This is a genomic window from Sandaracinobacteroides sayramensis, assembly GCF_022014495.1.
Lineage (GTDB): Bacteria > Pseudomonadota > Alphaproteobacteria > Sphingomonadales > Sphingomonadaceae > Sandaracinobacteroides > Sandaracinobacteroides sayramense.
In genome coordinates this window covers 110,433-123,082 of record NZ_JAKLSQ010000003.1, presented here as the reverse complement: position 1 = coordinate 123,082, position 12,650 = coordinate 110,433, and the positions used below count along the sequence as shown (strand labels likewise).

The following is a 12,650-nucleotide window of genomic DNA, read 5'->3' as shown; positions in this document are numbered from 1 at the left end:
ATGGCAGCCTGCGAGACTCCGCACATTGCGGTTGCACGGAAATAGAAAATGCGCCGCAGTCCCGAAGGGCTGCGGCGCATGTTCAGGCGGAAAACACGCTGGCGGACCAGCGCGCCCCCACGATCAGTTGGCGACGATCGCCCGGCGGCGGCGCATCGAGGCGCCGACAAGGCCGAAGCCCGCGATCATCATCGCCCAGGCGGCCGGCTCGGGAACGACGCCGAGCGAGCCGGACACCACCGCGCGCGCACCGGCGGCCTGCTGCCATTCATTGGCGCTCACGGCCAGATCGGCGCCAGCTAGGGTCAGCGGCTGGGCGAAGAAAATGTCGAGCCGGGCGGTCGGGCCGGCGAACCACGCTTGCAGGCCCTGGGCCGTGTTCCACACGAACCCGGGCAGAATATCGGCGAAGTTGTAGGTGCGGCCGATGAAATTGCCGTAGGGCCAGTTGTGGTTCGAAGTGGACGTGATCTCCAGCCCGACCAGCGTGTTCAGATCGTCGCTCGTGGTGATCGTGCCGGTGAGCTGGCCGCCATCCTGAAGCGTCACATTCTTCAGTTCGAAAACCACGACGGCCGAAGCCGGGGCGGCAGAGAGAAGGCCAGCGCCAGCCAAGGCACCGAACAGCATACGGAAATTCATGAAATCCTCCTGAACCTCCCGAGCGACTCGAAGCAAAGGCGCAGATCAAGCCCGGAATAATGACCTGCACGAACCCTGGAGGCGCAGGTAGAAGGAGACGGGGAAATTGTCAACGGACATGTTGAAAATGCGGCTTTACGTCACAGCCTGCCTTGCCAAGGCAAGATGAATATGTTGCAACATTATTACATTATTCTGTCAAAGAGCATATTCTTTTCGAATCTGGACATGCCTTTTCAACAAAAAGTTCCGACATTGCTTCATATTCCATGAAATGTCGCAAATGCTTCCAGTTCGGCCCGTTCCGCCCGAAACTGGTTGGCCTTGTCGCCCTCGTCCGCATGGCCGATCGCCATGCCGCAGAACAGCATCCGGGTGGCGGGCGTTTCCAGGAAGCGGGTGATGGTTTCCGGATAGATCGCCCAGCATTCCTGGGCGCAACTGTCCAGCCCCTCTTCCCTGAGCAGCAACATCAACGTTTGCAGATACATGCCGAGATCCGACCATTGCGGCGGCCCCATCGTCCGCGCCACCGTGCAGAACAGCGCGAGCGGCGCGCCGAAGAACTGGAAGTTGCGGGCGAACCACATCAGCCGGGCTGCCTTGTCCTCGCGCGGGATGCCGAGGCTGCCGTAGAGCTGCTCTCCCAATTGGAAGCGGTAATCGCGATAAGGGCTGGGTAACTGCTTCGGATAAATATCATAGTCCGTCGCTTCCCCCTTGGGCGCCTCCAGCACGCGCCGCGCCATGATGGACTTCAGTTCCTCCAGCCGCGCTCCCCCCACCACATCGATATGCCAGGGCTGGACATTGCCGCCGGAAGGCGCGCGTGCGGCTTTCTCCACCACCCGGCGGATAACGGCGGCGTCCACCGGAGTCGGCAGGAATCCGCGAACCGACCGGCGGCTGGCGACCGCTTCCGAGATATTCATCCAGGCTTCCCCTGACAGTTGTTTGCGACGCGACGATTGCCTAAGGAAGGCCCATGCTGTCCAGCCTCCCCAATCTGTTGACGTTGAGCCGAATTCTGGCGGTTCCTCTGTTCGTTATCCTGATGTGGAAGCCAAGCTGGGTGGGCTATACCGCAGCCTTCGTCCTTTACTGTGTCGCGGGGCTCACCGATTACATCGACGGCTATCTGGCACGGGCGCAGGGCACGGTTTCGAAGCTCGGCATCTTCCTCGATCCGATCGCCGACAAGATCATGGTGGCCGCGGTCATCGTGATGCTGATCCACAACGGCCAGATCCAGGGCTGGCACACGATCCCCGCATTGGTGATCATCCTGCGCGAGATCACCGTTTCCGGCCTGCGGGAGTTTCTGGCGACCGCGCGGGTCTCTCTGCCGGTCTCGCAACTGGCGAAATGGAAGACGACATTCCAGATGGTGTCGCTTGGCGCGCTGATTCTGGCCCCTGCCAGCGCGCATTGGTGGCCCGCCCTCCCCTCGCACATCGTCGGCATCGTCACGCTCTGGCTGGCCGGCCTGCTGACCCTCGTGACCGGCTGGGATTATCTGCGCGTCGGGCTGAAGCATATGACGGACGAAAGTCCGGGCTGAAAGCGGTTGCCCGCCGCAGGCGCGGCGGGCCTGTTCCCGGTCAGGCGGTGATGATCACCTTGCCCTTGGCCTGCCGGTCCATCAGCAGGCGAATTGCCTCCGCGCCGCGTTCCAGCGGGAAATGGGCGGAAATATGCGGCTTCAGCTTGCCTTCGCCGAACCAGCCGATCAGCTCGCGCATATTTTCCTGATGCAGCTTGCGTTCGTGAACGGTGAAGGCACCCCAGAAAACACCGACGATGGAAGCGCCCTTGATGAGCGGCAAGTTGAGCGGAAGCCTGGGGATCTCGCCGGCGGCGAAACCGACGACCAGATAGCGGCCGTTCCAGCCGATGGAACGGAAAGCGGGCTCGGCATATTTGTCGCCCACGGGGTCGTAGATCACGTCCACGCCCTTGCCGTTGGTCAATTCCTTCACCCGCTCCTTCAAATCCTCTTGGGAGTAGTTGATGGTCTCGTCCGCCCCATATTCGCGGCAGAGGGCCAGCTTCTCGTCGGACGAGGCGGCGGCAATCACCCGCGCGCCCATCAGCTTGCCCAGTTCCACCGCCGCAAGGCCGACTCCGCCCGCCGCCCCCAGCACCAGCAGGGTTTCGCCCGGCTGCAGCCGCGCCCGCTGCTTCAGGGCGTGGTGCGAGGTGCCATAGGTCATGGTGAAACCCGCCGCCGTGTCGAAGGCCATGTCGCCCTCGATCGGCATCACCCGCGATTCGTCGGCCAGGAACTGCTCGCGGAAGGCGCCATTGCCCAGCATGGCAATCACCTTGTCCCCCACCTTGAAGCGGGTGACGCCTTCGCCCACCGCATCGACCACACCGGCGGCCTCGCCGCCGGGAGAGAAGGGAAGCGACGGCTTGAACTGGTAGAGATTCTGGATGATCAGCGCGTCCGGGAAATTCACCCCCGCGGCCTTCATCGCAATCCGCACTTCGCCCTTGCCGGGTTCCGGCGAAGGCAGGTCCTGCACCACCAGCTTCTCGGGTGGGCCGTGCTCCACACAAACCAACGCTTTCATCAATTGCTCCCTCGCTCCAGTAGGGGGCAGATAGGCAAAGGCAGGAGGCGGATGCAATGGCTGAGAAACGCCCAAAAGTCGTAGTGTTCGGCGCGGGAATGATCGGGCTTTATGTCGGCGGCCTGCTGGCGAGGCACGCGGATGTGCGCTTCATCGGCCGCCCTTCCATGCTCGACCCCCTGTCCGAAGGGCTGAAACTGACCGACGCCGACGGGCTGGATCTGGAACTGAAACCGGACGATTTCCAGCGAAGCATGGAGCCGCAAGCCCTGGCGGACGCGGAACTGGTGCTGGTGACGACGAAGAGCATGGCGACGGGCGATGCCGCCGACGCCATCGCCCGTCATGCGCCGGAACGCGCCCTGATCGTCTCCTTGCAGAACGGGGTTTCCAACATAGCGCTGCTGCGCGAACGGCTGCCGGGCCGGACGGTGCTCGCGGGCATGGTGCCGTTCAACGTGGCGCAGCGAACCCCCCATCATTTCCACCGGGGCACCGGGGGCGGATTGATGGTGGAGAAATCCGAAGCTCTTTCAGCATATGAAAAACTGTTCTCAACCTCCTCGATTCCCTTGCAGACAAGGGATGACATGCCGGGCGTGCAATGGGGCAAGCTGCTGGTGAACCTGAACAATGCGGTCAACGCGCTTTCGGGCGTCAGCCTGGCCGAGCAATTGCGGCAGAGGGACTACCGCCGGGCCTGGGCCTTGTCGCTGAAAGAGGGGCTTGCGCTGTTGAAGGCTGCGGGGATCGAGCCGGTGGACGCCATTGCCATGCCGCTGAAACTGATGCCGCAGATCATGAGCCTGCCGGATTCCATCTACTTCTACGTCGTCGCGGCGGCCGGCGGCGCCAAGGTGCGGGTCGACCCGCACGCCCGCTCCTCCATGGCCGACGATCTCGCGCGCGGGCGGGCGACCGAAGTGGATTATCTGCAAGGCGAACTGGTGCGTCTGGCCGAAAGGCTGGGCCGCAGCGCGCCTGTCAACGCCCATATGGTCCGGCTGGTGAAAGCCGCCGAGAAAGGCGCGCAGCCGCTTTCGGCAAAGGAACTCTATGCGGAACTGAAGGCGGCCGCCCGACGGCGTTAACGGGGCCGTCGCGCATCCTGCAGCGCCTTGGCGAACAGCCGATATTCTTCGGCGCGGGGGCTGGAAGGCCGCCAGGCCAGCGCGATCTCGCGCTTCGCTTCCGGGCTGGCGAGCGGGCGGGTTTCAATCGCCGTGTTCGCCAATATTCCGGCATCGATCGCCATTTGCGGCAGCAATGTCATGCCGATACGGTTCTCGACCATCTGCACCAGCGTGTGCAGCGATGTGCCCAGAACCGACTGGTCGGGCCGGAACGTCGCGCGGCTGCAGGCCGCCAGGGCATGGTCCTTCAGGCAATGGCCGTCTTCCAGCAACAGCAGGCGGGTCTCGTCGATTCCCTGCGGGTCGACGAGGGCGGGCGGATGGGGAAAATCGCCGGGGTGAAAGGCCAGCCGGATGGGATCCTCGAACAGCGGCTCATATTCGATATCGCCGCAACCATAGGGCAGCGCCAGCAGCAGGCAGTCCAATTGCCCGCGCGCCAGCGCCTCGCAGGCCGGGCCGGACTGTTCTTCGCGCAGGAACAGTTTCAGTTCCGGCCAGCGCGCCCGCAGCTCGGGCAGCATCGCCGGCAGCAGGAATGGAGCGATCGTTGGAATAACCCCCAGCCGAAGCTCGCTGGCCAAAGGCTTGCCGGCGGCGCGGGCCAGCTCGGCTATGGCATCCGCTTCGGCCAGAAGCCGCCAGGCGCGTTTCACCACCTGTTCCCCCAGCGGCGTGAAACGGACCACGCGGCGATTGCGCTCCACCAGCGTCACGCCCAGCAGCGTCTCCAGTTCGCGGATTCCGGCCGAAAGCGTCGATTGCGTCACATAGCAGGCCTCGGCCGCCTTGCCGAAATGGCCGCTGCGCTGAAGGGCCACCAGATATTGCAGCTGCTTGATCGTCGGCATGTAGATCATGGAGGGAATGTAATCGCCGCACTCGATCTTCTCAATGGCAGGTGATTTGCCGGGTCGATCAGAAACGGGGCTGGAAGGGATGGCGGCTGCGTGGCAGTCTCGGCCCTTATGAAAGCCGCTATTGTCGCCGCCCTGCTGGTCGCCGCTTCCTCGGCCGCCACGCAATCCATGCCGACGCCGGGCGAAATCCTGGCCTCCGCCCCCGCCGCCGACTGGCAGGCGGTGCCGGCGGAAGATCTGCTGCTGCTGGAGTTCGCCGGCAATCGGACGCTCGCCATCCAGTTGGCGCCGGCGTTCGCCCCCGGCCACATCGCCAACATCCGCAAGCTCGTGGCCGATGGCTGGTTCGAACGCAATGCGGCCATCGTCCGGGTTCAGGAAAATTATGTGGTGCAATGGGGCGATCCCAGCGAGAAGGCGCCCTTGCCGGCCGGCCTGATCCCCAGCCCCGACGATGGCTATGAACGCGCCGGTGAGGCACCTGGATACCACCCCCTGCCCTATCGCGATGCCTATGCCTCCAGCATCGGCCATGCCGGCGGCTGGCCGATCGCGGCCGATGGAAAGGCACACTGGCTGCCACATTGTCCGGCGATGCTGGGCGTAGGCCGGAACATGGCGCCCGATACGGGAAGCGGCGCCGAACTTTATGTGGTGATCGGCCATGGCCCCCGCCATCTGGACAGGAATATCGCGCTGGTCGGGCGTGTGCTGGAAGGGATGGAGAATATCTCCGCCCTCCCGCGCGGCACCGGCCCGTTGGGGATGTATGAAAAGCCCGAGCAGCGCGTGCCGCTGGTGCAGGCCCGGTTCGCCGGCAGCCTTCCACCCGCGGAACGGCCGCATTTCGAAGTGCTGAAAAGCGAGAGTGCCAGTTTCGCGCGCTGGATTCAGGCGCGCGCCAACCGTAAGGATGCTTTCTTCATCGGCCCTGCCGGCGGCGCCGACCTCTGCAATCTGATGCCGCCTGTCCGGCGTTCCGATCAGTTAAAATAGCGCCAGATCCCGACACTGCTGGTGATCATCAGCACGATTCCGACCAGGATCATCAGCACGTCCGGTTTCAGGCGCTTGGCGACGATGGCCCCGAACGGCGCCGCGATCACGCCGCCTGCCAGCAGGCCCAGCGTCGCCGTCGTCACCACTTCCCATCCCAGATGGTAGATGAAGGTGGCGGCAGCGCTCAGCGTGACCAGAAACTCGGCCGCATTCACCGTGCCGATCGTCTTGCGCGGGGTCTTGCCCTGCACGAGCAGGTTGGAAGTCACGATCGGCCCCCATCCGCCGCCGCCGGCCGCATCGAGGAAGCCGCCGGCCAGGCCCAGAGGTTCGACGACCTTCGGCTCGCGTTCGACATGGATGTGGCGAAAGCCGCGCCAGAAGATCCAGATTCCGAGCACGCCCAGATAGGCCTGGATCAGCGGTTTGGCCTTGTCGGCGGGAATGCTGGTCAGCAGATAGGCCCCCAGCACCGCGCCCAGCACGCCGGGAATGGCGATCCGGCGGAACAGCTTCCAGTCCACATTGCGGGCAACGGCATGGCTGGTGCCTGAAACCGCTGTCGTCACGGTCTCCACCGCATGGACGCCGGCCGACGCGGCGGCCGGCGGCACACCCAGCGCCACCAGCGCGCTGGTGGAAATCACGCCAAAGGCCATCCCCAGCGCGCCATCGACAAGCTGGGCCAGAAAGCCGACCAAGACGAAGGTGTAGAATTCGCTGCCTAGTTCCATGGCGGCCATTGCTGGCAGCCAGCGCCCGGCAGCGCAAGATGCGGCTCACCTGCCGGCCGACAAACATTGCTTTGCGGATCGCTAGAAAAACCTCACGCCACCCCCCTGTTTCCGCCTCTCTGGAGTTGGGCGCGGCAACGGATTATAGGACGCGCAGAAGACATATAAGGCAAAGGCATGTTCGGGAATCTCGGCCAATATCTTTCCAGCATCCGCGACCGCGATCCCGCGCCGCGATCGCGCTGGGAAATTCTGACTTATCCCGGCGTCTGGGCGCTGGGCCTGCACCGCGTCGCGCACACGCTCTACAGAGCGGACCTGTTCCTGCTGGCCCGGATCGTGAACCATTTCAGCCGTTTCCTGACCGCGATCGACATTCACCCCGGCGCCCGGATCGGCCGCAATCTGTTTATAGACCATGGCTTTGTCGTCATCGGCGAAACCTCGGTGATCGGTGACAATGTCACCATCTACCAAGGCGCGACCCTTGGCGGCACCAACCCCACCAACGGTGTCGGCGGCAAGCGCCACCCGACCGTCGGCGACAATGTCGTGATCTCGCTGGGGGCAGCGGTTCTGGGGCCGATCACCATTGGCGAAGGCGCCAAGATCGGCGCCAGCGCTGTCGTCACCAAGGATGTGCCGCCGGGCGCGACGATGATCGGCATCCCGGCCAAGCCGGTCCCGGTTCTGGTGAAGGAGGCACCCGCCTTCGTGCCCTACGGCACCCCCTGTTCGGACAAGTTCGATCCGACGACGCAGCGCTATGAAATCCTGAAGTGCGAACTGGAAGCCCTGCGCGCCCGGCTGGACAGCTTCGAAAAGGAAGCCCGCAAGTCAGGCGGTGAGGCGGCTTGAGCGTCATCCCGCTTCCGACAGCGCAGCAGATCGTTTTCGACCGGGCGGAACTCGACCGCATATTGCAACTTTACGGCCGGATGGTCGCCGCCGGCGAATGGCGCGACTATGCCATCCTCTTCACGGCCCGCACCGCCACCTTTTCCGCCTTCCGGCGCGCGTCGGAGCGACCGGAGATCAAATTGGTGAAGGATCCCACCCTGCGGCTGAAACAGGGGCAATACAGCCTGCTGGGCGAAGCCGGGCAGACGCTGAAACGCGGCAACGACCTGACGGCCGTACTGGCTCCCGCCACCCGCCGGCTTGTGAAGCTGGTGGATTAAGCGGCGTATTTCGCCATACGCTCAAGGGTCGCCTGCGCTTGCGCCAGCGTCCGCTTCACGATTTCCGCGCAGGGCAATATCTCGCGCACTCCGCCGCCGCCCTGCCCCACCGCAAAGCATTGGGTATCGCGATCCAGATTCTCGGTGATCCCGGCGATCGGGCCGAGGCGATTCAACTGCACCGATTCCACGACTTGTTGCGGGAAGGGCCTGGCCTGTTCCGTCTCGAACTGCTCCGTCGTGCGATTCTTCAAGGCGCGCAGGGTCTTGCCTGTGAAGCCTCGGGAGATGACGGTGTCCGCCTCGCTCATCCCGACGATCGCATCCTTGTAAAGCTGCCCGGCGTGCGCCTCGGTGGAGGCAATGAAGCGCGTTCCCATCCAGACGCCCTCACACCCCATTGCCAGCGCGGCGGCGAGACCGCGCCCATCGTAAAGGCCGCCGGCCGCGACGACCGGAATCTTCACCGCATCCACCACCTGCGGCCAGAGCGCAACGGAAGCCACCGAGCCGGTATGCCCTCCCCCTTCGGTGCCCTGGGCGATGACCGCATCGCAGCCCGCCTGCTCGGCCTTCAGGGCATGTTCCACCTTGCCGACCATCGCAAAGACCAGAACGCCGGCGTCCTTCAACTGCCTGACGATCGGATAGGGAACTCCAAGCCCCGCGACGAAAGCCCTGGCGCCGTTGGCGATGATCACATCGACCGCCGCTGTCAGGCTTTCCGGCTGGGCGGAAAGCAGATCGACGCCGAACGGCTTTCCGGTCAATTCCCGCACGCGCCGCATCTGCGACTCTATGAACTTCGGCGCGGTGCCGGCCATGCCCAGCGTGCCAAAGCCGCCAGCCTCCGAAACCGCCGCCACCACATCGGCGTAGGAAACGCCGCCCATGCCAGCCAGCAGGATCGGATGCTCGACCCCCAGCATGTCGGTGATTGCCGTCCTGATCATCGCGCGTCCCTCAAATCCATCCCGGACCCAGCGAAGCCATTCGGCCAGGGAGGGCGCAACCTCCCCAAAAGCGAAGGGAAAAGGCGGCAGGTCCTTGCCGAACCTGCCGCCTTTCGACTTTCAGGCGTGAATCAGGCCGCCTTTGCCTTCGCGGCGTTGCCGTAGAAGCTTTCCTTCTTCGCGGCCATGTCGCGCAGCAACTGCGGCGGCGTGAAGCGCTCGCCATGCTGCTGGGCCAGGCGGTCCAGAGTCTGCACCACGGTTTCCAGCCCGATCGTATCCATGGCGCTGAACGGGCCGCCGGTGAAAGGCGCGAAGCCCCAGCCGAAGATGGCACCCAGATCGCCATCTTCCGGCGTCTCCAGCACGCCCTCGGCGAAGCAGCGGGCGGTTTCCACAAACTGCCGGTAAAGCAGCCGTTCCTTCACTTCGGCCGGGGTCGGCTGCGTGGCGGCGACCGGGAATTGCGCCGAAAGCTCGGGCCACAGATGCTTGGGCGAGCCGTCTTCCGGATAGGCATAGAAGCCCTTGCCGTTCTTCCGGCCATGGCGCCCCAGTTCCATCATCTTCTCGATGACGGCTTCGCCGGCGCCCGGCTTGTAGGCGTCTCCCAGATCCTGCTTCGTCTGCTGCGCCACCTTATAGGAAAGGTCGAGGCCGACTTCGTCGTTCACCGCCAGCGGGCCGACCGGCATGCCCATCTGCCGGCCGATATTCTCGATCAGCGCCGGCTTCACGCCCTCGCCCAGCAGCGTCAGCCCTTCCTGCACATAGGTGCCGAAGCAGCGGCTGGTGTAGAAGCCGCGGCTGTCGTTGACGACGATCGGCGTCTTGCGGATCTGCGCCACATAATCCAGCGCTTTGGCAATGGCTTCCGGACCGGTCTTCTTACCGACGATGATCTCGACCAGCGGCATCTTCTCGACCGGAGAGAAGAAGTGGATGCCGACGAAATTCTCCGGCTTCGACCAAGCTTCGGCGAGGCCGGTGATCGGCAAAGTCGAGGTGTTGGAGCCGAAGATGGTGTCGGCGCCGACCACAGCTTCAGTCGCCTTCGTCACCTCCGCCTTGATCTCGCGGGTTTCGAACACCGCCTCGATGATGAGGTCGCAGCCCTTCAGGTCGGCATAGTCGGTCGTCGGATGGATGCGGCCCAGGATCTCGGCCAGCTTCTTCTCGTCGGTGCGGCGCTTCTTCAGCCGCTCCTCGGTGTAGGCCTTGCCCTTGTTCGCCGCCTCGATGTCGCGGTCCAGCAGCACCACCTCGATCCCGGCCTGCGCCGAGACCATGGCGATGCCGGCGCCCATCAGGCCCGCGCCCAGCATGCCGATCTTCTTCGCCGGCATCGGCGGCACATTGGCGGGGCGGCGCGCGCCCTTTTCCGCCGCCTGCTTCGAGACGAACAACGAGCGGATCATGTTGCCCGCCTGCGGATCGGCCACCACCTTGGCGAAATATTTGGATTCGATGCGAATGGCCGTATCCATCGGCAATTGCGTGCCTTCATAGACGGCGGACAGGATCGCCTTCACCTGATTCATGTTCCCAAGCGTCTGCTTGTGCGCCATGGCCGTGCCGCCCATGAAGGTCTGCACGAAATTGGGGTTGGTGGCGCCGACACCGCCGGGGAATTTGAAGCCCTTGTGGTCCCACGGCTGAACACCGCCCTGGGGGTTCGCCTTCACCCAGGCCTTCGCGGTTTCCAGCAGCTGGTCCGCCGGCACGACCGCTTGCGCTACACCCAGGCCCAGAGCTTCCTGCGGGCTCATATTCTTGCCCTGCAGCAGGAACATGAGGGCCGGCTGCACGCCGATCAGGCGCGGCAGGCGCTGCGTGCCGCCGGCGCCGGGGAACAGACCCACCAGCACTTCGGGCAGCCCCAGCACGATCTTCGGATTGTCGGCGATCACCCGGTGGTGGCAGGCGAGGACGATTTCCAGCCCGCCGCCCAGCGCCAGCCCGTTAACGGCAGCCGCCACCGGCTTTCCGCTCGTTTCCAGGTCGCGCAGCAGCTTGTTCAGCACGAAGACGCCGTCGAACAATTGCGCCACGCGCGATTTCCCGGAAGAGGCCGAAGCCTCGGCGAAGTTCATGCCCTTCAGATCGGCCCCGGCCACGAAGCCGGAAGCCTTGCCCGAGGTGATGACGGCGCCTTTCACGGCGTCGTCGGTGCGGATGCGCTCGACGGCGGCGGTCAGGTCGCGGGTCAGCGCTTCGTTGATGACGTTCATCGACAGCCCGGGGCAGTCGATGGTGAGGAGCAGGATGCCGTCTGCGTCGAGCTCCTGGCGGATGGCTTGTTCGGTCATGATATCCTCCGGTCGCTCAGATGCGTTCGATGACGGTGGCGGTGCCCATGCCGGCACCGACGCACAGGGTGACGAGCGCCGTCTGCTTGCCGGTGCGCTCCAGCTCGTCGAGCACGGTGCCGAGGATCATGCCCCCGGTCGCGCCCAGCGGGTGGCCCATGGCGATGGCGCCGCCGTTCACGTTCATCTTCTCGTGCGGGATTTCCAGATGCTTCATCATCCGCATCACCACCGAGGCGAAGGCCTCGTTCAGCTCGAACAGGTCGATGTCGTTCACCGTCATCCCCAGCCGGTTCAGAAGCTTCTGGGTGACATAGGCGGGGCCGGTCAGCATGATCAGCGGCTCGGAGCCGATGGAGGCCATGCCCTTGATCCGGGCGCGCGGCTTCAGGCCATATTTCGCGCCGATCTCCTTGTTGCCGACCAGCACGGCCGACGCCCCGTCGACGATGCCCGAGGAATTGCCGGCATGGTGCACATGGTTCACCCGCTCGATTTCCGGGTATCTCAGCTTGGCGATCTCGTCGAAGCCCGGCATCTGCTCGCCCAGCGCCTGGAACGACGGCGAGAGGCTGGCCAGCGACTGCATGTCGGTCTGCGGGCGCATATGCTCGTCATGGTCGAGGACGATTTCCCCGATCACGTCCCGCACCGGAATGATGGATTTCGCGAAACGCTTCTCCGCCCAGGCTAGCGCGGCGCGGCGCTGCGATTCGACGGCATAGGCGTCCACATCGTCGCGGCTGAAGCCCTCGATGGTGGCGATCAGGTCGGCGCCGATCCCCTGCGGGGCGAAATAGCTGTGGAAGGCGACCGCCGGGTCGGTCGCCCAGGCGCCCCCATCCGAGCCCATCGGCACGCGGCTCATGCTTTCGACGCCGCCGCCGATGGCGAATTCCGCCTCGCCCGAGATCACCTTGGCCGCCGCCATGTTCACCGCCTCCAGGCCGGAGGCGCAGAAGCGGTTCACCTGCACGCCGGCGGTGGTTTCGGCATAGTCGGCGTTCAGCACCGCGACACGGGCGATATCCGCCCCCTGCTCGCCCACCGGCGAGACGCAGCCCAGCACCACATCGTCGACATCGGCGGTGTCGATTCCGGTGCGGTCCCGCAGGCCCTGCAGCACCTGCGTCGCCAACTGGATGGGGGTGATTTCGTGCAGCTTGCCGTCCTTGCGGCCCTTGCCGCGCGGGGTGCGCACGGCATCGTAGATATAGGCTTCGGCCATGGCGTTTCTCCGAGTGAAATGTTGCAGCTGAGATA

The 12,650-nt window shown here is 64.6% G+C and carries 13 protein-coding genes; 5 read left to right on the top strand and 8 right to left on the bottom strand.

The genetic code is table 11. The annotated features are described in order from the left end of the window. Positions 1 to 123 precede the first annotated feature (123 nt). Together L6Q21_RS03455 and L6Q21_RS03450 are read right to left on the bottom strand one after the other, a co-directional pair. Positions 124 to 642: a PEPxxWA-CTERM sorting domain-containing protein gene (locus L6Q21_RS03455; RefSeq protein WP_237829124.1), complete on the bottom strand. Its 519-nt coding sequence runs from the start codon at positions 640 to 642 to the stop codon at positions 124 to 126. A gap of 260 nt (positions 643 to 902) precedes the next feature. Continuing rightward, positions 903 to 1,574 (bottom strand): nitroreductase, encoded by a 672-nt coding sequence (locus tag L6Q21_RS03450; protein ID WP_237829123.1) that lies wholly within the window; start codon positions 1,572 to 1,574, stop codon positions 903 to 905. A 53-nt stretch (positions 1,575 to 1,627) separates the two neighbouring features. Between L6Q21_RS03450 and pgsA the strand changes: the two genes are divergently transcribed. Then, the gene (pgsA, locus tag L6Q21_RS03445) at positions 1,628 to 2,203 is read left to right on the top strand and encodes a CDP-diacylglycerol--glycerol-3-phosphate 3-phosphatidyltransferase (protein ID WP_418895796.1); all 576 of its coding nucleotides are present in this window, start codon (positions 1,628 to 1,630) and stop codon (positions 2,201 to 2,203) included. A gap of 40 nt (positions 2,204 to 2,243) precedes the next feature. Here pgsA and L6Q21_RS03440 read toward each other — a convergent pair whose 3' ends face one another. Next, on the bottom strand, positions 2,244 to 3,218 hold the full coding sequence (locus L6Q21_RS03440; RefSeq protein WP_237829122.1) for an NADPH:quinone oxidoreductase family protein: 975 nt from the start codon (positions 3,216 to 3,218) through the stop codon (positions 2,244 to 2,246). Between the two features lie 56 nt (positions 3,219 to 3,274). Between L6Q21_RS03440 and L6Q21_RS03435 the strand changes: the two genes are divergently transcribed. After that, complete coding sequence (locus L6Q21_RS03435) at positions 3,275 to 4,309, top strand: 2-dehydropantoate 2-reductase (RefSeq protein ID WP_237829121.1); 1,035 nt, start codon at positions 3,275 to 3,277, stop codon at positions 4,307 to 4,309. Here the strand turns inward: L6Q21_RS03435 and L6Q21_RS03430 are convergent. After that, complete coding sequence (locus L6Q21_RS03430; protein ID WP_237829120.1) at positions 4,306 to 5,211, bottom strand: hydrogen peroxide-inducible genes activator; 906 nt, start codon at positions 5,209 to 5,211, stop codon at positions 4,306 to 4,308. The genes L6Q21_RS03435 and L6Q21_RS03430 overlap by 4 nt on opposite strands. A 108-nt stretch (positions 5,212 to 5,319) precedes the next feature. Here L6Q21_RS03430 and L6Q21_RS03425 point away from each other — a divergent pair, with 108 nt between their 5' ends. After that, positions 5,320 to 6,207, top strand: a complete 888-nt coding sequence (locus tag L6Q21_RS03425) for a peptidylprolyl isomerase (protein WP_237829119.1) — start codon at positions 5,320 to 5,322, stop codon at positions 6,205 to 6,207. On the opposite strand, the gene L6Q21_RS03420 is transcribed toward L6Q21_RS03425, so the two are convergent. Continuing rightward, on the bottom strand, positions 6,195 to 6,953 hold the full coding sequence (locus L6Q21_RS03420) for a sulfite exporter TauE/SafE family protein (protein WP_418895795.1): 759 nt from the start codon (positions 6,951 to 6,953) through the stop codon (positions 6,195 to 6,197). The two genes, L6Q21_RS03425 and L6Q21_RS03420, sit on opposite strands and share 13 nt — an antisense overlap. A 168-nt stretch (positions 6,954 to 7,121) precedes the next feature. Here L6Q21_RS03420 and epsC point away from each other — a divergent pair, with 168 nt between their 5' ends. After that, positions 7,122 to 7,802 carry a serine O-acetyltransferase EpsC gene (gene epsC, locus L6Q21_RS03415; RefSeq protein ID WP_237829117.1) on the top strand — a complete coding sequence of 227 codons (681 nt, stop codon included), beginning with the start codon at positions 7,122 to 7,124 and terminating at the stop codon, positions 7,800 to 7,802. Continuing rightward, positions 7,799 to 8,125 (top strand): DUF2794 domain-containing protein, encoded by a 327-nt coding sequence (locus L6Q21_RS03410; RefSeq protein WP_237829116.1) that lies wholly within the window; start codon positions 7,799 to 7,801, stop codon positions 8,123 to 8,125. The genes epsC and L6Q21_RS03410 overlap by 4 nt, the downstream gene beginning before the upstream one ends. On the opposite strand, the gene L6Q21_RS03405 is transcribed toward L6Q21_RS03410, so the two are convergent. The 3 genes from L6Q21_RS03405 to L6Q21_RS03395 all read right to left on the bottom strand — a co-directional run bounded on the left by L6Q21_RS03405 (position 8,122) and on the right by L6Q21_RS03395 (position 12,615). Further along, positions 8,122 to 9,078: an NAD(P)H-dependent flavin oxidoreductase gene (locus L6Q21_RS03405; protein ID WP_237829115.1), complete on the bottom strand. Its 957-nt coding sequence runs from the start codon at positions 9,076 to 9,078 to the stop codon at positions 8,122 to 8,124. The two genes, L6Q21_RS03410 and L6Q21_RS03405, sit on opposite strands and share 4 nt — an antisense overlap. Positions 9,079 to 9,209: 131 nt before the next feature. Further along, a complete protein-coding gene (locus L6Q21_RS03400) occupies positions 9,210 to 11,387 on the bottom strand; it encodes a 3-hydroxyacyl-CoA dehydrogenase NAD-binding domain-containing protein (protein ID WP_237829114.1) in 2,178 nt (725 codons plus the stop codon). Positions 11,388 to 11,403: 16 nt separating this feature from the next. Then, the gene (locus L6Q21_RS03395; protein ID WP_237829113.1) at positions 11,404 to 12,615 is read right to left on the bottom strand and encodes an acetyl-CoA C-acetyltransferase; all 1,212 of its coding nucleotides are present in this window, start codon (positions 12,613 to 12,615) and stop codon (positions 11,404 to 11,406) included. Between the last annotated feature and the right edge of the window lie 35 nt (positions 12,616 to 12,650).